20 protein-coding genes and 1 pseudogene are annotated in these 25,509 nt (G+C 65.0%); 8 read left to right on the forward strand and 13 right to left on the reverse strand.

All coding sequences use genetic code 11. The features are described from left to right. The first annotated feature begins 27 nt into the window (after positions 1-27). Complete coding sequence (locus tag ACOZ9V_RS10600) at positions 28-2,733, forward strand: penicillin acylase family protein (RefSeq protein WP_434589811.1); 2,706 nt, start codon at positions 28-30, stop codon at positions 2,731-2,733. A gap of 10 nt (positions 2,734-2,743) precedes the next feature. Here ACOZ9V_RS10600 and ACOZ9V_RS10605 read toward each other — a convergent pair whose 3' ends face one another. Next, positions 2,744-3,943, reverse strand: a complete 1,200-nt coding sequence (locus tag ACOZ9V_RS10605) for an alpha/beta hydrolase family protein (protein WP_139469807.1) — start codon at positions 3,941-3,943, stop codon at positions 2,744-2,746. A 156-nt stretch (positions 3,944-4,099) separates the two neighbouring features. On the opposite strand from ACOZ9V_RS10605, the gene msrB reads away from it, so the two are divergent. Both msrB and ACOZ9V_RS10615 read left to right on the forward strand, forming a co-directional pair. Beyond that, positions 4,100-4,549 (forward strand): peptide-methionine (R)-S-oxide reductase MsrB, encoded by a 450-nt coding sequence (gene msrB / locus ACOZ9V_RS10610; RefSeq protein ID WP_139908177.1) that lies wholly within the window; start codon positions 4,100-4,102, stop codon positions 4,547-4,549. A gap of 1 nt (position 4,550) precedes the next feature. After that, complete coding sequence (locus ACOZ9V_RS10615; RefSeq protein ID WP_434589816.1) at positions 4,551-5,084, forward strand: GNAT family N-acetyltransferase; 534 nt, start codon at positions 4,551-4,553, stop codon at positions 5,082-5,084. 4 nt (positions 5,085-5,088) lie between these two features. Here the strand turns inward: ACOZ9V_RS10615 and ACOZ9V_RS10620 are convergent, their stop codons facing one another. Next, positions 5,089-5,565 carry a MarR family winged helix-turn-helix transcriptional regulator gene (locus ACOZ9V_RS10620; protein WP_434589819.1) on the reverse strand — a complete coding sequence of 159 codons (477 nt, stop codon included), beginning with the start codon at positions 5,563-5,565 and terminating at the stop codon, positions 5,089-5,091. Positions 5,566-5,708: 143 nt separating this feature from the next. Here ACOZ9V_RS10620 and ACOZ9V_RS10625 point away from each other — a divergent pair, with 143 nt between their 5' ends. Continuing rightward, positions 5,709-5,996, forward strand: coding sequence for a hypothetical protein (locus ACOZ9V_RS10625; RefSeq protein WP_376905918.1), 288 nt, complete (start codon positions 5,709-5,711; stop codon positions 5,994-5,996). 130 nt (positions 5,997-6,126) lie between these two features. On the opposite strand, the gene hemQ is transcribed toward ACOZ9V_RS10625, so the two are convergent. Genes hemQ through hemE form a run of 3 tightly spaced genes read right to left on the reverse strand, consistent with a single transcriptional unit; the run spans position 6,127 to position 9,326 of the window. Next, entirely contained in the window at positions 6,127-6,837 is a 711-nt protein-coding gene (gene hemQ / locus ACOZ9V_RS10630; RefSeq protein ID WP_139908180.1) for a hydrogen peroxide-dependent heme synthase, read from the reverse strand. A gap of 22 nt (positions 6,838-6,859) precedes the next feature. Further along, positions 6,860-8,275: a protoporphyrinogen oxidase gene (hemG, locus tag ACOZ9V_RS10635; RefSeq protein ID WP_434589823.1), complete on the reverse strand. Its 1,416-nt coding sequence runs from the start codon at positions 8,273-8,275 to the stop codon at positions 6,860-6,862. A 4-nt stretch (positions 8,276-8,279) separates the two neighbouring features. Continuing rightward, on the reverse strand, positions 8,280-9,326 hold the full coding sequence (hemE, locus tag ACOZ9V_RS10640; protein ID WP_434589826.1) for a uroporphyrinogen decarboxylase: 1,047 nt from the start codon (positions 9,324-9,326) through the stop codon (positions 8,280-8,282). A gap of 168 nt (positions 9,327-9,494) precedes the next feature. Between hemE and ACOZ9V_RS10645 the strand changes: the two genes are divergently transcribed. After that, a complete protein-coding gene (locus ACOZ9V_RS10645; RefSeq protein ID WP_172169860.1) occupies positions 9,495-10,109 on the forward strand; it encodes a DUF3000 domain-containing protein in 615 nt (204 codons plus the stop codon). A gap of 17 nt (positions 10,110-10,126) precedes the next feature. Further along, entirely contained in the window at positions 10,127-11,278 is a 1,152-nt protein-coding gene (locus tag ACOZ9V_RS10650; RefSeq protein ID WP_434589830.1) for an HRDC domain-containing protein, read from the forward strand. Positions 11,279-11,338: 60 nt separating this feature from the next. On the opposite strand, the gene dxs is transcribed toward ACOZ9V_RS10650, so the two are convergent. The 3 genes from dxs to ACOZ9V_RS10665 all read right to left on the reverse strand — a co-directional run bounded on the left by dxs (position 11,339) and on the right by ACOZ9V_RS10665 (position 17,825). Continuing rightward, complete coding sequence (dxs, locus tag ACOZ9V_RS10655) at positions 11,339-13,279, reverse strand: 1-deoxy-D-xylulose-5-phosphate synthase (RefSeq protein WP_434589833.1); 1,941 nt, start codon at positions 13,277-13,279, stop codon at positions 11,339-11,341. A 2,352-nt stretch (positions 13,280-15,631) separates the two neighbouring features. Beyond that, positions 15,632-16,168: a hypothetical protein gene (locus ACOZ9V_RS10660; RefSeq protein ID WP_181270602.1), complete on the reverse strand. Its 537-nt coding sequence runs from the start codon at positions 16,166-16,168 to the stop codon at positions 15,632-15,634. A gap of 349 nt (positions 16,169-16,517) precedes the next feature. Further along, a complete protein-coding gene (locus tag ACOZ9V_RS10665; protein WP_434589837.1) occupies positions 16,518-17,825 on the reverse strand; it encodes an ISL3 family transposase in 1,308 nt (435 codons plus the stop codon). Positions 17,826-18,130: 305 nt separating this feature from the next. On the opposite strand from ACOZ9V_RS10665, the gene ACOZ9V_RS10670 reads away from it, so the two are divergent. Next, a protein-coding gene (locus tag ACOZ9V_RS10670; protein WP_434589840.1) for an IS3 family transposase occupies positions 18,131-19,293 on the forward strand; the annotation gives its coding sequence in 2 pieces (ribosomal slippage) (positions 18,131-18,415 and positions 18,418-19,293; 1,161 coding nt in all). A gap of 32 nt (positions 19,294-19,325) precedes the next feature. Here the strand turns inward: ACOZ9V_RS10670 and ACOZ9V_RS10675 are convergent. From ACOZ9V_RS10675 to ACOZ9V_RS10690, 4 genes and pseudogenes are all read right to left on the reverse strand, one after another. Further along, positions 19,326-19,843 (reverse strand): annotated as a pseudogene (locus tag ACOZ9V_RS10675) (transposase); the annotation flags it as partial. 80 nt (positions 19,844-19,923) lie between these two features. After that, entirely contained in the window at positions 19,924-21,090 is a 1,167-nt protein-coding gene (locus ACOZ9V_RS10680; protein ID WP_181270606.1) for an oxygenase MpaB family protein, read from the reverse strand. Further along, on the reverse strand, positions 21,087-21,839 hold the full coding sequence (locus tag ACOZ9V_RS10685) for an SDR family oxidoreductase (RefSeq protein ID WP_434589843.1): 753 nt from the start codon (positions 21,837-21,839) through the stop codon (positions 21,087-21,089). The genes ACOZ9V_RS10680 and ACOZ9V_RS10685 overlap by 4 nt, the downstream gene beginning before the upstream one ends. A 71-nt stretch (positions 21,840-21,910) precedes the next feature. Beyond that, entirely contained in the window at positions 21,911-22,852 is a 942-nt protein-coding gene (locus ACOZ9V_RS10690; protein ID WP_181270608.1) for an SDR family oxidoreductase, read from the reverse strand. A 192-nt stretch (positions 22,853-23,044) separates the two neighbouring features. Between ACOZ9V_RS10690 and ACOZ9V_RS10695 the strand changes: the two genes are divergently transcribed. Continuing rightward, positions 23,045-23,887, forward strand: coding sequence for a helix-turn-helix transcriptional regulator (locus ACOZ9V_RS10695; protein ID WP_181270609.1), 843 nt, complete (start codon positions 23,045-23,047; stop codon positions 23,885-23,887). Between the two features lie 114 nt (positions 23,888-24,001). Here ACOZ9V_RS10695 and ACOZ9V_RS10700 read toward each other — a convergent pair whose 3' ends face one another. After that, on the reverse strand, positions 24,002-25,312 hold the full coding sequence (locus ACOZ9V_RS10700; protein WP_181270610.1) for an ISL3 family transposase: 1,311 nt from the start codon (positions 25,310-25,312) through the stop codon (positions 24,002-24,004). Between the last annotated feature and the right edge of the window lie 197 nt (positions 25,313-25,509).

Consider the following 25,509-nt stretch of genomic DNA (forward strand, 5'->3'; position numbering starts at 1 on the left):
AACTTCCAGGACGGCCGAAGGAGACTCATGGCGGCACCCGATGCGCAGAATGAGAAGGAATCGAGCGCATTGCTCAAGGTGCTCCGCCCAACCAGCGGTCCCAACCTGTCGGTCAGTGCTCGTGTGCTGCTGCGCGTCATCGCCGGAGTCCTCGTCCTCGCCCTCATCCTCGCCCTCGTCGGACTGTTCCTCGTCCGTCGCTCCTTCCCGACCACCGACGGCGAGATCTCGCTGCCGGGGCTCGACGCGCCGGTCACCGTCCACCGTGACGAATCGGGTGTTCCCACCATCGAGGCCGAAACCGCCCACGACCTGTTCCTGGCTCAGGGGTTCGTCCACGCTCAGGACCGGTTCTGGGAGATGGACTTCCGCCGACACGTCACCTCGGGACGACTCTCCGAACTCTTCGGCAAATCCCAGCTGGGCACCGACACCTTCATCCGCACGCTCGGCTGGCGGAAGGTCGCCGAGCAGGAGGTGAAGAAGCTCGACAAGACGAGTCTGGGCTACTACGAGGCCTACGCGGACGGCGTCAACGCCTATCTCAAGGACAAATCCCCCACCGAGCTGTCCCTCGAATACGCCGTCCTCGGCCTCGAGACCGGCAGCACCGAGGTCGAGAAATGGACTCCGGTCGACAGCGTCGCCTGGCTCAAGGCCATGGCATGGGATCTGCGATCGAACCTCGAAGACGAGATCGACCGGTCGATCCTCGGCACGGAGCTCACCGACGAGCAGATGAGCGACCTCTATCCGGATTACCCATATGCCACGCGTCCGACGATCCTCGGCGGCAGAGCCGGCGACAAGGCACCGAAGGACCGCAGCGGCGACGACGTCGAGCAGAAGCCGCGAGTCGACGACCGTGCACGGGAGGACGATGAGGCACATGCCGGAGGCACCGTCACCGAGGCACCCCGAACAGGGAACACCGACACCGAGGCGGCCGTCCCCACCGATGATCTCCTCGAACTGCGGAATACGCTCACATCGCTGCCGCCGACGCTGGGACAGAACAGCGACGATATCGGGTCGAACTCGTGGGTGATCTCCGGGGACCACACGAACACCGGTCGACCGCTGCTGTCCAACGACCCGCACCTCGCCCCGGCGATGCCCTCGGTCTGGTACCAGGTGGGACTGCGATGCAAGAAGGTCACCGATGCCTGCCCCTTCGACGTCACCGGTTTCTCCTTCTCCGGACTGCCGGGAGTCGTCATCGGCCACAACCAGTCGATCGCCTGGGGACTGACGAACCTCGGCGCAGATGTCACCGACCTCGTCGTGGAGAAGATCCGCGACGGGAAGGTCATCCACGACGACGGAGACGAACCGCTGCAGGTGCGCAAGGAGACGATCGAGGTCGCGGGCGAGGACCCACGCGAGATCACCATCCGCTCCACCCGCAACGGCCCACTCGTGTCGAAGCTCGACGGCACGTATCGCAAAGCACTCGATGCGACGACCGGGGCGGATTCGCACGACCCTAAGTCAGGACCGGCCGAGGAGCACTACGGTCTCGCCCTCGATTGGACGGCTCTGCGTCCGGGTACGACCGCCTCGGCGGTGTTCGCCATCAACAAGGCCACGAATTGGCAGGAGTTCCGGCACGCGGCGTCCCTGTTCGACGTGCCCTCCCAGAACCTCGTCTACGCCGATGTCGCCGGGAACATCGGCTATCAGGCCCCCGGAATGATCCCACGCCGAGGCAAGGCCGACGGCACCGTGCCCCGACGCGGGTGGAAATCCGACGAGGATTGGCAGGGCTGGGTCGATTTCGAGGATCTCCCACACCTGTACAACCCCGAACGCGGATGGATCGTCACCGCGAACAACCCGGTCGCCGTCCCCGGTGAGACAGTGCAGCTGGGTGAGGACTTCGACTACGGGGATCGCGCCCGCCGCATCACGAAACGCATCAAGGACGCGGTCGACGAGGGCCGGAAGCTGCGGCCGATGGACATGGCGGAGATCCAGAACGACGACCAGAATCCGTTCGCCGCGAAGCTCGTACCCGAAGCGGTGAAGATCCACTCCCATGGTGACGAGGACATCCTCGAGGCGAAGAAGCTGCTGAAGAGCTGGAACGGCTTCGACTCCGCGAACAGCGCGGGCGCCGCCTACTTCAATGTGCTCACGAAGACGCTGCTCGAGCAGACCATCAGCTCGAAGCTTCCCGACGGGGTGTCCCCCGCCGGCGGTTCACGGTGGTACCTCGTGCTCTCGGAACTGCTCGAAGACCCGGATTCCCAGTGGTGGTCGGGCAAGGGCGTCGAAGGTCGGGACGAGGCTCTGCGCAAGGCCATGAAGACGGCGTGGGCGGAGACGGAGGACCTGCTGGGACCGGAGCCCGTGACGTGGCGGTGGGGAATCCTGCACCGCCTGACGATCCGCAACGCCAGCCTCGGCGAATCCGGGATCACACCGGTGGAGAAGCTGTTCAACCGCGGCCCCTATGAGGTCTCCGGCGGTTCGGGCGTCGTCCATGCCACCGGGTGGGATGCCTCGGTCGGCTATGAGACGAACTGGGTGCCGTCGATGCGCCAGACGGTCGATCTGGCGAACTTCGACGCCTCGAACTGGATCAACCTCACGGGCGCGTCGGGGCATGCCTTCCACCCGCATTACGACGATCAGACGAACGATTGGGCCGCCAATGTCAATCGACCATGGCCGTACTCGAAGGAGGCCGTGGCTGCGGCGGCAGAGGACACACTCACTCTCGAGCCGTGAGGACGGGCTTTCAGTCCTTGGGCAGGATCTTCGCTTCGAGGAAGTTCGCGACATCGTCTTCCCAGCGCACCGGATCGATGTTCCATTCCTTCGTGTGATGGGCCTTGCCGTATGACGGCATCGTGACCAGATCCCGTCTGACCCCGGCCAGCGCATGGGAGGGGCCGGAGGGAACGAATTCGTCGTCATCGGAGTGGATGAGCAGAACCGGCACATCGAGTTCGGCGGCACGGGTCACCCAATCCATGCGATCGAGATCGAGCGGGGTCTCGAGCCCGGTGATCGGCCGCGCCCATGGCTGCGTGATCATCTCGAGCGTGAGTTTGGCGATCGGTGTCGGCAGTAGGTTCTTCTTCGCCTGCCCGTCGAGCACGTTCACCCAGTCGACGACGGGTCCGTCGAGGACCAGTGAGGTGACGAACCTGCGGTTGCGTCCGCGGGAGGCCGCCTGCAGGGCGATGGCTCCGCCCATCGACCAGCCGAAGAGCACGACGTTCTTCGCTCCGTGTTCGACCGCGAAGTCGATGGCGGCGTCGACATCGATCCATTCGGTGTCGCCGAGCCCGTAGCGAGATGTGGTCTCCACCCGCACCTCGGCGTCGTTGCGGTACGACATCGCGATCGAGGGCACCCCGAGGGTGTTGAGCACGGGAGCGGCGCGCAGTCCCTCGGCGCGGGTGCTGGCTCGGCCGTGGATGAGGATCGCCCAAGTGTCGTGGGGTTCCGGATGGTCAGTTGGCAGCAGCCACGCGGGCAGGTCACCGGCGTCGGAGCGGATCTCGATGTCGTCGAAATTCACTCCGGCAGCGATCGGATCAGGATAGACGACTCCGGTCCACCGTCCCCGCCAGGCCCGTCGGATATCGCCGCGGGTGACGGACAGGATCTCTCGGGAGACGGTGCGCGAGCGGGGATCGTACTCGACGATATCGCCGACGACGGCATGCCCCGAACCCTGGTTGAAGTAGAGACCATAGGTGCCGGGCACCGTGGTCTCCTCATCGGCGGGCAGCTGAATGCGCATATTCGGCGGAAAACCGTCGATGTGCAGGATGTCGAGTTCTTCCGGGGCATTCTCCGGAACGATGATCTTGCGGGCGAAGTAGGCGGCCAGACCCGACGACGCCACAGAGATCAGGGCACCGAGTCCGGCGCCGACGCCGATACCGGCGGCGAGCAGGCGGGCGGGGAACTTCGTGTCGCGGACCATGAAAACCTCCTGTGTTCATTGTTGCCTACGGAATGATCAGGCACCAAACGCTGTTGTGCGGAATGAGCGAGTGTCACTCGCTGTTGCGCTCACCAGGGGCGGAGATCTTCTCCTCCTCGCCGCAATCACCGTCACTGACAGAGACCGGAGGTCACGATGACTCAGTCATCAGATATCAACGCTGGAACTTCGACGAACGAGGGGGCCGCGGCTGAGGAGATCCGTTGGCAGGACGTGCTCACTCCCGAGGAGTTCGCGGTGCTCCGCCAGGGCGCGACCGAACGCCCCTTCACCGGCGAGTACAACGATGAGACGGCAGCCGGGATGTACCAGTGTCGGGCCTGCGGAGCCGACCTGTTCCCCTCCGATACGAAGTTCGCCTCGCACTGCGGATGGCCGTCGTTCTACGCGCCTCTGGCCGAGGACCGGGTCCGCTACATCCGCGACACCTCGATGGGCATGGAACGCGTCGAGGTCCGCTGCGCGAACTGCGACTCGCATATGGGCCATGTCTTCTCGGGCGAGGGCTACGGCACTCCCACCGATCAGCGCTACTGCATCAACTCGATCTCGTTGAAGCTCAACACCGACGCTGCGGACAGCTGAGGTGGCGACGGACACTCAGCGCACCGAGGCGACCGAGCTCGTCGTGAAGAACTTCGACGAGCTCCGGCCCACGGAGCTCTACGGAATTCTGCAGCTGCGCTCACGGGTCTTCGTCGTCGAACAGGAGTGCGTGTTCCTCGACCCCGATGGGGTGGACTCACTGCCGGAGACTCTGCATTTCTTCTACCCTCGACCGGCCACGGCGATGTCGGACACTCACGGCGCCGAGCATGGACGCGACCTCTCGCCATGGGCCTATGCCCGTCTGCTGCCGGCAGAGTTGCCCGACGGACCGGCGGCCAGGCCGGGAGCACGCAGCATCAGTCGTGTCGCCACCCACCCCGACGCCCGCGGGCAGGGTTGGGGCCGCCGACTGCTCAGCGACATCGTCCACGCCTGGTCGACTGCCCCGCTGACGCTCAATGCGCAGTCGCACCTCGAGGGGCTGTACTCGTCCCTCGGCTTCGCCCCGAACGGTCCGCGCTTCGACGAGGACGGGATCGAGCACACCCCGATGGAGCGCCCGGCCGGCTGACCGATCAGCCCTCGACCTCGGCAGCGGCGTCGACGGAGGCGATGATCTTCTGCATCACAGCGTGCAGTTCACGCACTCCGTCGACGTCCATGCCGAGCTTGGCCATCATCGTTCCGGGAATCGCCTCGGCGGTCTTGCGCAGTTCACGGCCGGTGTCGGTGAGGGTGACCTCGACGATCCGCTCGTCGCTGTCGCTGCGCGTCTTCGTGACATAGGCCAGCGCTTCGAGGCGTTTGACCAACGGGGACACAGTCGCGGGTTCGAGTCGCAGCAGTCGAGCGATCTCGCGCATCGGCAGCTTCTCGTGCTGCCACAGCGCAAGCATGACCAGATACTGCGGATGCGTCAGACTGATCGGTTCGAGCACGGAGCGATACGCGCCGATCACCCCGCGGGACGCCACCGCCAGAGCGAAGCAGATCTGGCTTTCCAGCGCCAGCGGGTTGTCCAACGGCTCCGTCGAAGCTTCGGAATCCAGCATCGTGTGTCGTCGATCCTCCGTGTCGGCAATCAGGGCGTGCATACTCTTCGAAGATTACTTAGTGCGCTAATGATTAGTGTACACTAAAGGTGAAACCTGCCCAATCCCCGCCCAAGCGGCACCTCGTCGATAGGATCCTCGCTATGTCGTCCGCCTCGCAGCCTTCCCCCGATGGTTCGAACCGGAAGCAGGTCAAGATGCAGAAGAATTCGGCACGGAAGAAGAACCAGCATCCGGAGTCCCAGCGCGGAGTGGGCTGGCTCAACAACTTCTTCCGCAAGATCGTCGGGCCGGCGCAGGTCGACAACACGCGCCCGGGCGGATACTTCGAGGACGAGACGCTGCGGCACCAGCAGCTCGATGCCATGGGGCTGGAGATGCGCACCGACGCCAACGGCCATTCCTATGTGGTGAAGAAGGGCAGCAGGTAGCCGCCGGTCGCTCCCCGACCATGCACAGGGCCGCCGCACCGAATCGGTGCGGCGGCCCTTTCCCGCTGTCTCGGACCCGGCCGGGCGACCTGCTCTCTGCCTCAGTCCCGGCCGGGTCTATGACGTTCGGTCAGCGCCAGTCGGAGATGATGTCGACGAGTTCGCGACGCGGTCCGGTGTAGAACGGAACCTCTTCGCGCACATGCAGGCGCGCCTCGGTGTTGCGCAGATCCCGCATCAGGTCGACGATGCGGTGGAGCTCGGCGGCCTCGAAGGCCAGCAGCCATTCGTAGTCGCCGAGGGCGAAGGAGGCGATCGTGTTCGCCTTGATGTCCTTGTACCCGGCGGCGGCCATACCGTGGTCGCGCAGCATCTTCGCCCGTTCGGCGGGGTCGAGGAGGTACCAGTCGTAGGACCGCACGAACGGGTACACGCAGATGTAATCGCCGGGCTCGGGATCGGTCAGCAGAGCGGGCAGGTGCGCCTTGTTGAACTCCGCCGGGCGGTGGATTCCGACGACGGACCAAACGGGTTCGAGCACTCCGCCGATCAGGCTGCGGCGGATCGCCGAGTACGCGGCCTGGACGACCTCGATTTCGGGGGCGTGGTACCAGAACATGACGTCGGCATCGGCGCGCAGGGCGGAGACGTCGTAGATTCCGCGCACGATCAGACCGCGTTCCTTCAGGGGCTCGAGAGCCGCATGCAGCTCATCGGCGAGTTCCTTACGGTCGGCATCGCCGAGTTCTCCGGCAGAGGCGAAGACGGAGTAGGCGATATACCGCGTCTGCTCGTTCGCTTCTTCGATCTGGGCGTCGGTGGGCTGAGTGTATTCGCTCATATCTGCTCCTTCTGTCTTCTCTTCATTCTGAAGTGTCACGGTGGTCGTCTGCGGGTCGGTTCAGTCTCTGGGCCGCGGCGTCCGCGCGGGCGATGCAGGCGGGTATGCCGACTCCCCCATAGGCGGATCCGGCGAGTTCGAGGCCGGACAGCGACGCGATCTCTGCGTCGATGGCGGCGATGCGTCCGGCGTGGCCTGGCAGGTACTGCGGCAGTGCGGAGTTCCAGCGCTGGACCTCCGAGCCCAGCAGCTGCGATTCAGGACGGGAGGTGATCGTCTGCCAATCGGCGAAGGCTCGTTCGACGATCTCCTCATCAGAGAACCTGCTCCAGACCTCGGGTCCGTCGCCGAAGCGTCCGATGCTCATCCGCACCAGGGCCGCCCCCGCGGGGATATGGTCGGCCGTCCACGGCCATTTGTTCGACACGAAAGTCGAGGCCTTGATGAACGTGCCCTCGGTCGCGGGGACGAGGAACCCCGAACCCTTCAGCTCGACTCCCCCGAGGTCGACGAGGGCGGCGACCAAGGCGGTGGAGGCATAGGGAATCTCGCCGAGGCGGCTCGCCGATTCCGGGGCCACCGACGTCAGGAGTCCGGCAGTCACATGAGCGGGCGTGGCGAGGACGAGTCCATCGGATTCGATGTCGTCCCCCTCGCCGCGGACGATCCATCTCTCGCCGTCCCGGTCGATCCCGGTGACACCGGCACCGAGGCGGACCGTCCCGCCGCCCCGCACGATCGCCGCGTGCAGGGCGGGGATGAGGCTGTTGATTCCGCCTTCGAAGCTCATGAACACCGGTTCCGGGTTCCCTGCCGACGCGGTCTGGGCGTCGCGGGCGGCGAGGAGCTGTGCGACGAGGTCGAGCACCGAGGTGCCTTCGACTGCGGCAGGCAGCAGCGCGGGCACCGTTTCGGCCAGGGACAGGTCCCGGCAGCGGCCGGCGTAGACGCCGCCGAGCAGCGGATCGACGAGTTCGTCGACGATGGCGCCGCCGAGGCGCTCGGACAGGAAGTCCCCCAGCGAAACGTCATCACCTTCGATCGGCGGGGTGATCCGTTCGGCCGCCAAGCGAGCGGCCGCCTCGGCGCCGATGAGGGATTCGACCTCGGCCGCTTCGGCGGGCACCCCCATGATCGTCCGTTTGGGAATCGCGTGCAGGTCTCCCCTGCTGAGCACCTGCGAGCTGTGCCGGGTCGAGGGGAACACCGAGTCGAGGCCGAGTTCGGCGGCCAGGCTCTTCGTCTCCGGACGCCGGTTGAGGCTCGCTTCGGCTCCCGAGTCGATTCCTACGGGCACGGCTCCATCGAGCGTGGTCGCTTTCAGGCAGCCGCCGAGGCGGTCGCCTGATTCCAGCACTGTGACTTGGTGGTCGGCGGAGAGACGATAGGCGGCGACGAGTCCGGAGATCCCTCCTCCGACGACGGTGATCCGAGTCATTCGATCAGCCGCGGCCGCCGAGGATCTCGGCCGAGACGCGGTGGACGAGGTCGACGACGCGACCGGGCACCTCGGGGTCGGTGTCGGGCAGGACGCCGTGGCCGAGGTTGAAGACGAAGCCGCGGTCGAGTTCGAGCCCCTTGCGCACGATCGCCTCGACGCGGGCGGACAGCGCCTCCCACGGGGCGAAGAGCAGTGCCGGGTCCAGGTTGCCCTGGAGTGCCTGACCGGGATTGACGCGAGTGGCGGCATCGGCCAGGTCGACGCGGAAGTCGACGCCGACGGTCGTCGATCCGGCCTGTGCCATGGAGCCGAGCAGCTCACCGGTCTGCACGCCGAAATGGATGCTGGGCACATCGTGTCCGGACAGTGCGTCGAAGACTGCGGTGGAGTGTTCGAGGACGTGGTTCTCGTAGTCCTCCCGAGCGAGGTAGCCGGCCCAGGAGTCGAAGAGCTGGAAGGCCTTGGCGCCGGCGTTCAGCTGCACGTCGATGAATGTCGCCGACATCTGCGCGAGTTTGCTCAGCAGGGCCGAGAACGCCTCTGGGTCGGAGACCATGAGTGACTTCGTCTTCTCGTGGTTCTTGCTCGGACCGCCTTCGATGAGGTAGCTGGCCAGGGTGAACGGGGCACCGGCGAAACCGATGAGCGGGGTGGCTTCGCCGAGTTCGGCGGTCACCCGCTGGATCGATTCCGTGATGTCCGGGATATCGGCGGCGTCGAGATCGGGCAGGGCGTCGATATCGGCGCGGGAACGCACCGGGGAGGCGATGACCGGGCCGACGCCGGGAACGATCTCCACATCGACTCCGGCGGCCTGGAGCGGGACGACGATATCGGAGAAGAAGATGGCTGCGTCGACGCCGTGGCGGCGGACCGGCTGGAGGGTGATTTCGGAGACCATCTCGGGGTCGCGGCAGGCATCGAGCATCTGAGTGCCTTCGCGCAGCTTGCGGTACTCAGGCAGGGAGCGGCCGGCCTGCCGCATGAACCAGACGGGAGTGTGTGAAACCGGCTCCGAACGCAGGGCAGCCAACAGGGGTGATGTCATGGGGCCATCTTCCCATCCTTCGATCGCTCATGCCCACTCGATGTCGGTTTCAAGACGGGCCGTCTTGCCGTCTCAGCATTCGGCCGAGGACACGATCCGACGGATTGTCCGGGGCCGCCTCGGCGTGGATGATTCCTCTGTCCCCGCGGCTGCTCTATCGTGGCAACTGTGGTCAACACCTCACCTCTCAATCGCATTCCGGCGGAGTTCTCCGCCGTGACGTCGGTGCTGCGTCAGGCGCGCAGCACGAACAACGTGTCGATTTCCGAGATTCCGGCCCCGGCCAAGCTGGCCCCGTACTCCTATGCTCTCGGCGCCGAGGTCAGCGCCGATGAGACGTTCCTGCGGGCCAGCGGCGAGACCATCGACGAACTCGCCACCGGCCGTATCGTCGTCCTCTTCGATCCCGCCGCCCCGGAGGAGTGGGAAGGCTCCTTCCGGGTCGTCTCCTATATCCGCGCCGAACTCGAACACGAACTCGGCAATGAGACGATGCTCGGGCATGTGGCATGGAGCTGGCTCGAAGATGCCCTCGATGCCAACGACTGCCAGGTGCTCGCCGCCGGCGGGACGACCACTCGGGTGCTGTCCGAGAGCTTCGGCACCTTGGCCGATCGCCCGGCCACGATAGACTTGGAGCTGCGCGCCTCGTGGACACCCGTGATTGACGAGCCGGATCTGATCGGCAATCACTTCGAGGCCTGGATCGATCTGCTCAGCACAGTCGCCGGACTGCCACCACTTCCTGAAGGAGTCACAGCCCTGCCCGGGCGCCGTCGATGACATCTGAACTACCGCTTTTGGAAACACCCGCGAACGGCATCCCCGACGTCGTCGATACCCCGGAGGATTTCTCCTCCTCGATTGCCGATCTGGCCGCCGCCAACGGTCCGATCGCCGTCGATGCCGAACGCGCTTCCGGCATCAGATACGGACAGCGCGCCTTCCTCGTCCAGCTGCGACGTGAAGGCGCGGGCACCTTCCTCCTCGATTCCGAGACGCTCGGTGACCTCAGCGACCTCAACCCGGTTCTCGGCTCCGACGAGTGGGTCATCCATTCGGTGACACAGGATCTGCCGTGCCTGCAGGAGCGCGGAATGCGCCCGGCGGCCCTGTTCGACACCGAGCTGGCCGCCAGGCTGCTCGGATGGGAGAAGTTCGGGCTGGCCGCGGTCGCCGAACGCACCCTGGGGGTGCGGCTGGCGAAGGAGCATTCGGCCGCCGATTGGTCGACGCGTCCGCTGCCGAAGGAGTGGTTGAACTATGCCGCCCTCGACGTCGAAGTGCTCCTGCCGATCCGCGACATCCTCCACCAGCAGCTTCTCGACTCGGACCGGTGGGAGTTTGCGCAGCAGGAGTTCACGCACCTGCTCGATTTCACCCCGAAGCACTTCGATGAGCCGTGGCGACGCACGCATGGACTGTCGAAGATCAGGTCCCGCCGCGACATCGCACGAGTCCGTGAGCTCTGGCAGACCCGTGACTCCATGGCCCGAGAAGCCGATCTGGCTCCCACGAAGATCCTGCGCGATCGTGAGCTCGTCGCCCTCGCCCAATCCGGTGTGAAGTCCAGCGACGATATCTTGGCTCAGTGGCGCAGACTCTCCCGCGCCGAGGCGGCCCGACTCTTCCGTGCCTACCGCAAGGCCTCCCGTTTGGGCGCCGAAGAGCTGCCGGGACGGTCCGAGCGCGGACGGTCGAAACGCAGCGAATTCAACCCGGCGGAGCTCAAAGAGCGGGTGGCGGCGCTCAAGACCGCGATGTCGGAGCTCTCCGAAGAGCTGACGATCCCCCACGATGTACTCCTCCAGCCGGCAATCGTGAAGTCCCTGGCCGCGGAGTCGAGCGTCGACGTCGAGGGCTACCTCGGCGAGGCGGGAGCCCGACCCTGGCAGATCGAGCTCAGTGCCCCCGCGCTGAAGAAGACCCTGGCCGGACTCCCCCAGGCCTGAACTCACGCTCAAGTCCTGCGGTTCGAGCGTCGGTCCTCCGTCGCCTCTGGGCGCATGGACTCACACCGCGCGGCGGGAACTCTGAGCGGCACGGTCGGCCACCTCGGCGGGCAGGGCCTTGAGGATTTCGGACACGATCGTGTCGACGTCGAGGCCCACTTCGGCGAGGATCTCTTCACGTGTCCCCTGCGGCAGGAACTCATCGGGCACGCCGAGTTCGAGCACCCCGATCCGCGAATCGGCTTCGCGCAGGTCGGAGCGGACCTGTGAACCCACACCGCCGATCTTCACTCCGTCTTCGATGACCGCGGCGAGACTGTGCTCGGCGGCGAGAGCGACGACGGATTCGGGTACAGGCAGCACCCAGCGGGGATCGACGATTGTGGAGGTGATCCCGCGGCCTTCCAGCACGTCAGCGACTTGCCCGGCCAACCTGGCGAACGGTCCGACGGAGACGATGAGCACATCGGCGGTGGCCTCTGCGGACGATTCCCGGAGGATGTCGACGCCGTCGTCGAGCCTCCTCAGCGCCGGGATATCGGCTCCGACGCTGCCGCGGGGGAATCTCACCACGGTCGGGGCGTCCGAGACGGTGACGGCTTCGCGCAGCTCTTCGGTCAGCCTTGCGGCGTCGCGGGGTGCGGCGAGGCGCAGTCCGGGGACGACGCGCAGCATCGCGATGTCCCAGATTCCGTGGTGGCTGGCTCCGTCGGGGCCGGTGATGCCGGCACGGTCGAGGACGAAGGTCACACCCTGCCGGTGGAGGGCGACGTCCATGAGCACTTGGTCGAAAGCACGGGAGAGGAACGTGGAGTAGATGCACACGACGGGGTGGAGTCCGCCGTAGGACAGGCCCGCCGCCGAGGCGACCGCATGCTGTTCGGCGATGCCGACGTCGAAGACGCGGTCGGGGAACTCCTCGGCGAATTTCGCCAGCCCCACGGGCAGGAGCATGGCGGCGGTGATGGCGACGATGTCTTCGCGTTCCTCGGCGAGTGCGCAGATCTCGGTGCCGAACACGGAGGTCCATGACGTCGATTTCGACGGTGTCGATCTCCCGGTGACGGGGTCGATGACGCCGACGGAGTGGAACTGGTCGGCGTCGTCGTTGACGGCCGGGTCGAATCCGTGCCCTTTCTGCGTGATCATGTGGACGATGATGGGGCCGCCGTCGAACTGTTTGGCCAGTTGGAGGGCCTTGTCGACCGAGGGCAGGTCGTGTCCGTCGACAGGGCCCAAGTATTTGATGCCGAGTTCGTCGAACATTCCGGTCTCGGGTGGGCTGACCATGTCTTTGAGTCCGCGTTTGACGCCGTGGATGGCGCTGTAGGCGGCGCGGCCGGGTCGGCCGGATTGGCGGAGCGTCTCCTTGCCCCAGGTGAGCAGCCTCTCGTAGCTCGAGGTGGTGCGCAGTTCGTCGAGATGGGCGGCGAATCCGCCGACGGTCGGGGCGTAGGAGCGGCCATTGTCGTTGACGACGATGACCAGCCGCCTCGGCGGGGTGGAGGTGTCGGCTGCGATGGTGTTGAGCGCTTCCCAGGCCATTCCCCCGGTCAGGGCTCCGTCGCCGATGACGGCGACGACGTGGCGGTCTCGCTCACCGGTGAGCTGGCGGGCCTTGGCGATGCCGTCGGCCCAGGACAGGGAGGCCGAGGCGTGTGAGTTCTCAACGACGTCGTGCTCGCTCTCTTGCCGGCTCGGGTAGCCGGAGAGGCCGTCGCGCTGCCGCAGGGTGGGGAACTCCTCGCGGCGGCCGGTGAGCAGTTTGTGCACATATGTCTGGTGGCCGACGTCGAAGATGATCGTGTCGCGCGGCGAGTCGAAGGTGCGGTGGAGGCCAATGGTCAGTTCGACGACTCCGAGGTTGGGGCCCAGATGTCCGCCCGTGCCGGACACGGTCGTGATGAGGTAGTCGCGGATCTCTTTGGCCAGCACTTCGCATTCGCCAGCCGAGAGTCGACGCAGATCGGCAGGCGAGCCGAGGGATTCGAGAAAGGTCATGCGGCCTCAGTTCTGACGACATCGTTGGCGGACAGATTCCATCCGCCCCATCCTATCGCTCACAGATGCGTCCCTCACCCTTCGCGACATATCTCCGCGCTGCAGTACCCCGCAGCCTTCTCGCTGCACCGCCTCGGCGCAGTATCCCTCAGCTTTCCCGCTGCACCTCCCCGCGGCACACCACCCCTCAGCCTTCTGGTCACACCGCCTCGGCGCCGGCAATTCGCACCATTGCGAGCGCACCCCTCACCGTTCATGGCACACCAACCCGTTGCAGCACGGTGTTGAGCGACTGCCGATGAGTGATGGTCGCATTTGCGCCCACCCCCACCCACGCCGAGGTGGCCGACCGCCAGCGCACGGATTCCCGCGGACGCGCTCACGCTTCCCGACAATCCCGCGCGACAGCGACCGTCCCTCACCCTTCGCCGCACAGCGCACCGCTGCAACGAGGCGATCTGCCACGAACGGTGACGGATTCCTTGGCAGCGGTGTGTTTAGTCACGAACGGTGACGGATGCCGAACTGCGTGGAGGACGTGACGCGAACGGTGAGGGATGCTCGATCAACGGCACCGTCACACGCGCCCGGGCACGACGAAGGCCGGTGGGAACAAATCCCACCGGCCTTCGTTGTGTTCCGGCTCAGCGCCTCAGCGCGAACCGACTGCCGCGAGTCGCAGACTCACAGCGCAGCCTGGTGCGGCGAAGTCGCCGCTCAGGCCTCGTCTCCTGCGATCAGGCTTCTGCGAGCTGACGCAGAACGTACTGAGACATGCTTCGATGACCAAGCTTGCCGAAATTGGAATGCCTATTTTACAAAAGTGCAGGTCAGGGGCTTATCGGCCGTTCAAATATCGCTTCCGCTCAGTTGGTGAAGCACCTACGTCGACGTCCTGCGGTAGCGACAGTTATACAGAAACCAGCGGTTCACTCGCATTCTCCAGCACGAGCCGAATGACAAGAGTCCTTCGTAACCAATGCCGAAAACGGTCCATTCCACCTGAAATCGTCGACGACTCCTGCCTCAGCTGACGGACAACTTGGACCAAAAGGATCGTCCTCGACCTCAGCTAGTCCACACCGACTCCACCATTCGACCTTTAGTAAGGGTAGCGATGACCCAGCCGCACAAGTATCCCGAAGCATTAATCAACAATTATGTGCAGCCTTCCCCTACTAGCCGGGGCGAACAAACGATTGGGGATGTGCAACGCTGGGCTGGGTGAAACACACACGCGGAGTCGAAACCCTCAACGCCCGCCTGTTCCTTGTCGGGCCGAGGATCGCACATCTGAGCTGAAAGCTAGATCCTCCAAGGTAGGCCGGGTAACCTAGCCTACTCTCTATCGCTCTGACCTCGTTCTGCCCCGGCCGTGTCACGACGGCGGAGAATTCCAACCATCCGCTCCCGAAGTGACCTGATGCCAATCCTCATAGCCAGCACCCGTTGCGAGAACATTGCTGGCATAACCGTCAAGGGCGGGACCCGGGTGTCCCAAAATACAGGCCCGGGTCCGCCTTGATCGTGCCATGCAACTCGCACACAAATGTCACTGATGTAAGAGATCTGATCGAATCCGGCCAGGTCTGTACGCTCTGAATTGAGCCATGCCTTTCCATCCAGAAAACCAATCCCCCGGTCGAAATCGAGCTCTCCCCCGAGCCGCATTGCCCGATATGCCAGAGTCGCCGACTGTTGCCTCATGGGCATGACTGCCGCGTCAACCAGAGGCCCGCCTTCGAGGAACTGTACAAATACAGCAGGGGGAGAAAAGCCACCGTCCGCCATCCAGCACCCGGTGGCCTTTATGAAGTACTTCCCGAGATCGCGCACTGACTCTTGCCAATCCGGCCCATAGACATCGGCCCAGTCAATTTGTTTTGCGCGGCTGAGACTTCGCGCATGCTCCCAAACGTACTTCGCATATTTGTCGTATGCCTCATCGAATGGTTGGCTTCGGGCGTTATTGCACTCGCGACACAACGTCTTTCCAAACTTGACGGCGCTGCTCTTCACACTCGGCACAGACCAAAGTTCTTGCCCGTCCCGACCAAGATAAAGTCCCTCTTCTCCCCACATTTGGCGAAGAAGACTTGCTTTGTGTTTGTGCTCTCGACTGTCAGCAGCTCCACCGCACCACCAGCATTTGCCAGATTGGTCAGTCCGCAGCCGATCGAGGTCTTCCTGATTCGGCGAGTCCCCTGTCATACGTACATATTGGCAGGTAGGTCTGACATGAAACTCCACTTCGCCTGCCCGACGGGGCGAATAGTCGATAAGGAATGTGCAACCGAACCATCCGATATAGCTCGCCGACCGCAGTCGTCTATGTGCTAGCCAGCGAACCGACTACTCCCGATCGACGACCACTTCGAGACTGTCTCGGAGCAAACGAATTTCGTCTGGACTGAGGATAATTTTGTCACCCACGTTGAACCGCGTCACCGTTTTGCACTTGACGCCATGATCTTTAGAAACGACCCCATTGTGATGGGCAATATCGTGCCTCAAGTGCCGCAAATCACCCATGACATCTGACGAAATTTTATTGAGTTCGACTCCCTCAAGCCTCGCGAACTCTGGCCGATAATAATTCTCCCACCGAGCGAAGATGAGCGTGATCCATGCATGAGTGAGCCATTCGCGCAACCAGCCGTTCGTGTCGATTGCGCCATTAAGATCGCTGAGTCGCCATCGAGCATCTATTCGAGCACCCGGTGTGGTGGGCGCGTCTTGGCTGATCGTCATGAGTGGATCAGGATTGCTGGCGGTAGGTCGAATATTGGCCGAATCAGCAAACCTAGACAGACCAAGCTGAGTAAAAACCATCGTACTGGAGGACGTCAAGAATTCGTGGCTCAGCTCGTCGAATAGTTCCTGGCTCATCTGAATAGTATGGCATGGCACTAGTCGCGAGGTTCCAGTGAGAAACTACCCATATGAACCGACCTGTCAACGATATGCAACTCAGAGTTCTTCGCTGGGTGGCCGATGGCGCGGACATAGACAATCCACCGAACGATACGTTCAAGATGAGCGCCGGTGCACTCAGAGACCGAAAACTCATCAAGGTCAGCAAGAGCAACGGAAAGTGGGATGCCACGATCACCGAGATAGGCACCTACCACCTCGAGCACGGCCGATATCCACAAACGAATCGCGCCCCTTCCAACCGCCGTCGAAATCAACTTCCCAAGCCTCGAACCGCACCCAGCAAGTCACCTAAAGAGGCTCTTCACAGATGGCGGTGTAGTTCGGTTCTGAATCCTCCGGTGTCCAGTAGCGATCGGATGACGTAGTGGGCGAGGTTGCGGAAGCCGAGGGCGGTGCCGCGGAGGTGTTCGAGTCGGCCGTTGATCGCTTCGGAGGGGCCGTTGCTGGTGCCGGGGTGGTCGAAGTAGGCCAGCACGTCCAGGGCCCGCCGTTTCAATGTCCGGCCGAGGGTGATCAGCTCGGTGAGCTGCGTGGGCACTCCTTCGGAGAGATCGTCGATCACGGCGTACAGAGCCTTCTTCCCGGTCGCCGGGTCGGGGTGGCGGTAGGCGGCGACGATGCGCTGGTAGATGCCCCAGGTCGCCTCGACCTCGACATGCGCGTCGCTGGCGAACACGGCCTTCAGCCGGATGACCTGCTTGTCGGTGAGCAGGTCAGCGCCGGTGTGCAGCACGCGCCGGATCCCGTAGAGCGGATCCCCAGATCGGCCCCGATGGCCGAGGGTGGTCTGTTGGACGCGTTGGCGGCACTGATCGGTCTTCTCGCCGGCCAGGGCGACGACGTGGAAAGGGTCCATCACCGCGGTCGCCTCGGGCAGCTCCTCGGCGGTCGCGGTCTTGAAGCCGGAGAACCCGTCCATCGCGACGACCTCGACCCCGTCCCGGAACGCTATGGTCTGGCCCTCGAGCCAGGTCTTGAACACTTTCTTCGAGCGCCCCGGGACCATGTCCAGCAGTCTGGACGGGCCGTTGCCGTCGCGGATCGGGGTCAGGTCGATGATGACGGTGACGTACTTGCTGCCCCGGCGAGTGTGGGACCACACGTACTCGTCCACGCCGATGACGCGGACCCCGTCAAGGCGGGTGGGATCGTTGATCAGCAGGTCCTGGCCGGTGGCCAGGATCGCATCGTTGGCGGTGTTCCAGGCGACTGCGAGCCCGGCGGCGATCCGGGCGACGGACAAGCGATCGATGACCACCCCCTTTAGTGCCCAGAGAGCGGCGTGCCGGGAGAGCACGGCCCGGGGCTCGGCCGCGGCAGTGGTGTCCTGCCGCCACACGCTGCAGCAGTCCGGGCAACGGTATCGACGCACTCTGACCTGCAGCACTGTGGGTCTCCAGCCCAGCGGGACGTGGGCGAGATGCCGGACCACGGTGCCCCGGGAGACGCCCTGCTGGCCGCAACCATGGCACCAGTTGTCCGGTTCGAGCACGCGACACTCCAACACCGATCGATGCGGCTCGATCAGCTGCCCCGTCACGGTCAGGCCCAGGCGGTCGAGCTGGCAGAAGGTATCGAGATCGGGCGCGGTGAAGGTAGCGTTGAGCACGTCGAGGTCTTCCTGATGGCGAGCGTAGGAACTTCCATCATCGGGAGACCTCGACGTCTACCCCGACACCGCCACGCCGACAGCTCCTACACCCTCATCTGCGAAGAGCCCAGAAACCAGCTACACCCTCAGATGCGATGAGGCCCTTCTTCATCCGGCGTATGCCCTCCAGGCCCAGGGTCCGCATCACTTCCGACGCCCGTACAGGCTCTCTGGCGTGATCTGCACCTGTCCGGGGGACTGCCGCGCGGATAGGTGACATCTGATCTGGCTTGCCCGCTGGGCGGCCTGGAAGGATGTGCATCATGCCCGCTGCCTACCCCCGAGAGTTCCGCGAAGATGTCGTGCGAGTGGCCCGGTCCCGCGAGGACGGCGTCACGATCGCGCAGATCGCGAAGGACTTCGGCGTCCACGAGATGACGCTCCATAAGTGGATCCGCCAAGCAGATATCGACGACGGCAACCGTCCCGGCAAGACACGGGAGGATTCCACCGAGCTGCGCGATGCCCGCAAGCGGATCCGGTTGCTCGAGCAGGAGAACGAGGTCCTGCGCCGTGCTGCCGCCTACCTGTCCCAGGCGAACCTGCCGGGAAAAGGTTCTACCCGCTCGTGAGCGAGCTCGCCGCGGGCGGGGTCCCCGTCGCGGTGTCCCTGCGGGTCCTGAAGCTCTCCCGCCAACCCTACTACCGCTGGCTTAAACACCAGGTCACCGAGTCCGAACTGGTTCAGGCCTATCGAGCCAACGCCTTGGTGGACGCCCATCGCGACGACCCCGAGTACGGCTACCGGTTCCTCGTCAGTGAAGCCGCCGAGGCCGGCGAGGTGATGTGCGAGCGGACGGCGTGGAAGATCTGCCGGGACAACCAGTGGTGGTCCGCGTTCGGGAAGAAGCGCGGCAAGAACGGGAAGCGCCCGGGCCCGCCGGTCCACGATGACCTCGTCAAGCGCGACTTCACCGCCGATGACGTCAACGAGCTGTGGCTGACCGACATCACCGAGCACTGGACCGACGAGGGCAAGCTCTACCTCTGCGCGATCAAGGACGTGTTCTCCGGACGGATAGTGGGCTACTCCATCAGCGACCGGATGAAGGCCCGCCTCGCAGTGAACGCGCTGGACAACGCGATATCCAGGCGCCGTGACGCTGTCGGTTGCATCGTGCGTTCGGATAGAGGATCTCAGTTCAGGTCACGGAAGTTCGTGCACGCGCTGAACCGCCATCACCTCATCGGATCGATGGGGAAAGTCGGTGCTGCCGGTGATAACGCCGCGATGGAATCGTTCTTCGCGCTGCTCCAGAAGAACGTCCTGGACCGCAAGCGGTGGCGGACCCGAGAAGCGCTCCGGATCGCGATCATCACCTGGATCGAGAGGACCTACCACCGACGACGCCGGCAGGCCCGCCTGGGCCGATTGACCCCCATCGAACACGAGACCATCATGAACCCGGTCGCCCTCGCGGCCTGACACCCCAACTGTCACCTATCCGCGCGGCAGTCCCCGGTGACGGGGTGGGTCGTCCAGGCGAGGTGGCGGATCTTGTCCTCGACCAGGGCGTCTGTGACGGTGCGGGCAGCGATGCGGGCCGGCCTCTTCCAGGACCGGTAGGTGCGTGCAGCGATCGTCAGGCCCTGCTGGCGCAGGACGCGGAGGATCGGCTCGACTGCATAGCCCTGGGTGCGCATCTCGTCGATGAACGCGCAGATCATCGGTTTCGGGGGTCGAGCTCCCCCGCGAAGATAATCGACGCCCGACGAAGGATCTCATTGTCCTCGCGAAGCCGCTTGTTCTCCGCCTTCAGCCTCTTGACCTCGGCAGACTCCTCGGTCGTGACGCCGGGACGGGTCCCGTCGTCGACCTCGGCCTGGGCCAGCCAGCGCCGCACAGACTCCCGCGAGACGCCCTCCTGCCGAGCCACTGCGGTGACGGCGGTAGTCAGGGTGGGGTACTCCTGGAGGTGCTCCCTGACGAGCCGCACGCACCTCGCGCGCAGCTGGGGATCGATCTTCTTCGGCACGCTGTCCATCCTCTCGGACTCAAACAGCAGCGGCATCAGACCTAGGCCGATTCACTCCGAGGAACACGGCTTGTCGAAACTTACTGCGCATACAGCAGACCCGGGTCTGTGGATAGCTGAGCTCGACTGGCTTCGAGCTGTCTGTCCTGCTCTTGCTGCCAGCGGACTGGGTCGCTCCGGAGCTTGGTGCGGTGGCGGCGGATTCGTGTGATGGCGATGTTCAGGGCGCGGTCGGCGGTTGCGTTGTGTCGCAGTCCCATCTCGTCGCTGATGTTGGATCGATGGAAGCGCCGTGCCAGTGCGTGCAGGACTGGGGTTCCCAGTGCGGTGGGCACGTTGAAGAAGTCGTTCACGAGTTCGGAGACGGACTTGAGCGTTGCCGTGGCAAGGGCTTGCGCTTCGGGGATGAGGGGGCCGGTGACGGCTTGGAGCATGTCGTCCAGGCGTTGGGCCTGGGCGTTGCTCTGGATTCCTTCGACGAGTTCTGGCCTGATGCCGAGCAGGTGCGCGAGGACCCACCAGTAGCGGTAGAGCGATTCGGTCTCCGGGGTGGTCAGCCCGAGGCCCATCTGTGCTTCTGCCTCGAGGGAGGTCAGTGTGAAGTCGATCCAGGTCCGGGCGAGGTCGACCTGGTTGATAGGTGCCCCATGGACATTCTCGTCGTATCCCCGGGTGAGAGCCAGGTGCCGCATTCTGGCATGCAGCATGCGCACCTGCAGCGTCGCGACGTATCCGGCTTCTCCTGGGCGGAGGGACCCTGGGAGCATCGCTGTGCTGACCCAGGTCCCGGTCTCGCGGATGCGGCGGTCAGCGCCGTCGATGAGCCTGCCGGTGGTGGTGAGCACCTCCGCGATCGACGGTGATTGGTAGACGCGGATGAGGGCACCGGCGCTGAGGGACACGATGTGTGCGGCGGACGGCATCGTGAAGAACGGCAGCGATCCGGTGTCGAGGACCTCGTCGCTGGCGTAGTCGGGAAGCGTCTCGGCGTCGGCGAGGAGCGCCGCGATGGCCGGATGGGGATCAGAGATGGATGCGAGACCCTGGGTGACGCCCTGACGCAGCTGACTGCGGACCTCCTTGCCGTCACCAGTGTGTTCCACGTCGACGACGGCATCTGCGAGGGGGTCGCCGGTGGTCAGTGCGCGGGCGAGGATGTCGGCGCGGTCGGCGCCGAACTGCAGGACGATGCCGCTGCGGATACCTCGCCCGGTCGGCCATCGCGGGGTTGAACCGTTCGAGGTCATTGTGCTGCTCCCCCGCTGACGAGCAGGTCCTGGCCGCTCACCCATGCGGCGAGGTCGCCGGCGAAGTACTCGGCGGCGTCGGCGACATCGTCGGGTCGTCCCATACGTCCGCCGATGGGCCGAGCCTGGTTCTGCAGCTTGAAGGGGTCGTCGGCGGCGATCTCGGTGAACACGCCTGCTCCTTCGATCACGGTGGGGAGGATCGTGTTAACGGTGACTCCGCGGTGTCCGATCTCCATCGCGAGAACGCGGACGAGGTAGCGGGCGGACATCTTCGAGGACCCGTAGAGTCCCACCCCGGGGAAGGGGCCGCAGGTGGTGCTCGAGCCGATCGGGAGGATCCTGCCGTTGTCGGCGATATGACGCGCGGCGCGTTGGAGGGTGAAAAATGTGCCTTTGGTGTTGATCGCGTAGAGGCGGTCGTGGTCCTCTTCGGTGGCATCAAGCACTGGCTGGTCGATGATCTCCACGCCCGCGTTGGCGACGACGATGTCGATCTTTCCGAACTCGGCGATCGCGGCCTCGAACAATGCGTCGATCTGCATGAGGTCTCGCAGGTCCGCCTGGACGGCGATCACCTCGCCACCGGCGTCCTGGATAGTTTCGAGGGTACGACGAGCGCCGGTCGCGTCGGAGGCGTAGTTGAGAATCACCTTCGCTCCGAGAGATGCGTACCGAGAGGCGATCTCCGCGCCGACGCCACGGGCGGACCCGGTGACGAGGGCGACTTTTCCGGTGAGGTCAGTCATGATGGTGCTCCTTTGTCCAGCGGCCTCGTGGCCGGGGAGATGATCGTGGTTGACAGACGACGAGGGTGTAGTCAGCGGCTCGGGAACCGGACCTGGGTGAGCTTCTGGGTGAGGTCCCACATGCGGGTGGCGTCGTCAGGGCTGCGCAGGCGGGAGTAGAGCTTCTGCTCGGCAGGGCGGCCGCCGAGCCCGCGGATGCCGCTGGGACCGAAGAACTTTCCGCCCTGGTCGCCGGGCGTCGTGGCGGCCATCAGCGCTGGCAAGCCAGCGCTGGCGACGGTGCCCATGATCCCGATCCGGGACAGCAGCGTGATCAGTCCTCGAGAGCGCACCGCGTGGGTGCGTCCGATCTCGGGGCGGACGTCGAGCAAGCTGGTGGGTGCGACGCCGGGGTGGGAGAGGTTCGCGGTGATGCCCCATCCCGCGACTCTGCTGCGTCGGTCGAGTTCGAGTCCGAACAGGCCGTAGGCGATCTTGGAGTGGGAGTAGGCGTCCATGGAATCGTAGGAGCGCTCCCAGTTGGGATCCTCCCAGTTCACGGCCCCCTGGTTCGCGGCGATGCTGATCTGCAGCGTCACCCGGGCGCCTCCCGCCTGCAGGAGAGGCAGGAGATGCCCGATGAGGGCGGCGTGGCCGAGGTGGTTGGTGCCGAACTGCAGCTCGAAACCGTCCTTGGTGGTCTGCCGCTCGGGCGGATGCATGATGCCGGCGTTGCCGATGAACATGTGGATCGGATCACCCTCGTAGTTCAGGGTCTCGCCGAGGGCTGCGACCGAGTCCAGGGAGGACAGGTCGAGGGAACGCAGGGACACGCTCGCCTTCGGTGCTCGCTCCCGGATCGTCGCGATCGCCGCCTCTCCCTTGGACTGGTTACGGACGGGGAGGACGAGGTCGGCTCCGGCGGCGGCGAGGCGCGCGGCGATGACGAGCCCCATACCGTCACTGCCGCCGGTGAGCAGGACGCGCTTGCCGGTCAGATCGGGAAGGGTGATGTCGATGGGGCTCCGGGTCATGAATTCTGCGCTCTCTCAGGAAGTTCCTCGGTCTCTAGCGAGCCTGGCGCATTGCCGGAGGCGGATCCAGGACCTCCCGATCAGTGGCTGAGCAGATCCATCACGGTGGTCGACCGTGGGGAGGGGTGGATCGGGAGGACCTGGATCCACCCGGTTCCCTCGCGTCAGAATGGGGGGGACGAGAGGACGTACATGGACATCGACCGAGACGGACTGGCGGAGTTCCTGCGGCACCGACGCGAAGCACTGCAGCCCGAGGATGTCGGGCTCCCTCGCGGAGTGCGCCGCCGCACGGTTGGGCTGCGCCGGGAGGAGATCGCGGCACTGTGCCACATGTCCCCGGACTACTACGCCCGCCTCGAACGCGCCAGCGGACCGCGACCCTCAGAGCAGATGATCGCCTCGATCGCACAAGGACTGCATCTGAACCATGCCGAGCGCGACCACCTGTTCCACCTCGCCGGTCGTACATCTCCGAGCAGGAGTGGGGCGAGCGAGCAGCACATCGCTCCGGGACTACTGAGGATCCTCGACCGCCTCCAAGACACACCGGCGGAGATCGTCACCGAGCTCGGCGAGACCCTCCGCCAGACGCGCCTGGGCATCGCGCTGACCGGTGATCTCACTGTCTACCAAGGGCCTGCACGGAGCATCGGGTACCGATGGTTCACGGACCCGTCCGCTCGCGCCCGCTATGCCAGCGGTGAGCACGACCATCTCTCCCGTGTCTTTGTCTCCCGCCTGCGCGAGGTCATCGGCAGGCGCGGACCGCAATCTCACGCTGCGGCGTTGGCTGAAGGCCTCCTCGAGGAGAGCCAGGAGTTCCGCACCCTCTGGGAGCGTCATGAGGTGGGCTTTCGCCCGGGAACGGGGAAACGATTCATCCATCCCGAGGTCGGCCTCTTGGAGCTGGACTGCCAGACCCTTGTCGAACCCGAACAGGCTCACCTGCTGCTGGTCTACACCGCGGCGCCGGGAAGCGAGGCCCACGAGAAGCTGCAGCTCCTGTCCGTCATTGGCAGTGAACTGGGCTGACCTTTCTACGCACCGGAGATCGCGCTCCTTCTCTCGTTGGCCTCGCTCCTGGAGATGACGTCGCGCAGTCGAAGCGGGAAGGCGCCCTCGGGGGAGCGCGGGCGCATTACTGCCTCATCGCATCTGAGGGTGTAGCTGGTTTCTGAAGCCGCCTGATTCGAGGAGACTGCGGGCGACGTAGTTCGTGAGTTTCCGGAAGCCGAGGGCAGAACCGCGGAGGTGCTCGAGGCGGCCGTTGATTGCTTCGGTGGGGCCGTTGCTGGTGCCGGGGCGGTCGAAGAACGCCAGGATGTCGTCGGCGCGCTTGGTCAGCGTCCGGCCGAGCTTCTCGAGCTCGACGAGTGTGTCTGGGACTTTCCCGCTGAGGGCCGCGATGACCTTCTCCATCCTCGTTCTGGCTCTGGTCCGGTCGGGTTCTCGGTAGGCGGTGATCATGGCCTGGTAGATCTCCCAGGTCGCCTCGACCGCAGCGTGCGGATGGTGGGCGAACAGGGCGCTGAGGCGGTCGCGTTGGCGCTCGGTCAACAGCTTGATCCCGGTGTGGAGGGTGCGGCGGGCCTTGTAGAGAGGGTCGTCTTTCCGACCTCGGCGCTTGTGGAGCTTCTGTTGGACGCGTCGGCGGCCGTCGTCCAGAGCATCCCCGGCCAGGCGGACGACATGGAAGGGATCCATGACCGCGACCGCGCCGGGCAGGGTCTCGCTTGTCGCGGTCTTGAACCCCGTGAATCCGTCCATCGCGACCACCTCGATGCGGTCCTTCCAGCTCTTGGGGCGCGCTTCGAGCCAGGCCTTGAACGCTGCCTTGGAGCGTCCTTCGACCATGTCCAGCAGCCTTGCCGACCCAGTCTTGTTCCTGGTGGGGGTGAGGTCGATGATCACGGTGACGTACTTGTCGCCGCGGCGCGTGTGCCGCCAGACGTGCTCGTCGACGCCGATCACGCGGACTCCGTCGAAGCGGGCCGGATCATCGATCAGCAGGCGTTTCCCCTCGGCCAGAACGGCGTCGTTCGCGGTGTGCCAGGCCACGCCCAGCCCGGCAGCGACCCGCGCGATCGAGAGGTGGTCGATGACCAGGGCCTCCAACGCCCATCGCATCCCGCCCCGGGAGAGCTTCGCCCGTTCAGCCGCCGCAGCGGTGGTGTCTTCGCGCCAGTGGTCACCGCAGTGATCACACCGGTAGCGGCGGATCCGCACCAGCAACGTGGTGGGTCGGTGACCGAACGGCTCGTGGGCGAAGGACCGGGAGATGGATCCTCGCGAGGTCGCTCGGGCTCCGCAGGCGCGGCACCACGGATCCTCCTCGGCGAGCCGGCACTCCAGCACCGCCCGCCGGGGCGTGAGCCGTTGACCTACCACCACCAGACCGAGCTCGCCGAGGCGGGCGAAGGTCGTCAGGTCGGGGCTGTCGAAGGTAGCGTTGGGCACGTCGAGGTCTTCCTGATGGCGAGCGTAGAACTTCCATCATCGGGAGACCTCGACGTCTATCCCGGCACCAACGCGCCCACCCCACGCCCCGCTGCTACCCCCTCATTTGCGAAGAGCCGGAATGACTTCCGAATCCCAATGCCCACAAAAGCAACGAACAATTGCCCGACAAGAATCTCGCCCACCCAGGCTCGGTC

It is taken from the genome of Brevibacterium sp. 1718 (assembly GCF_051131255.1).
GTDB classification, from domain to species: Bacteria; Actinomycetota; Actinomycetes; order Actinomycetales; family Brevibacteriaceae; genus Brevibacterium; species Brevibacterium sediminis.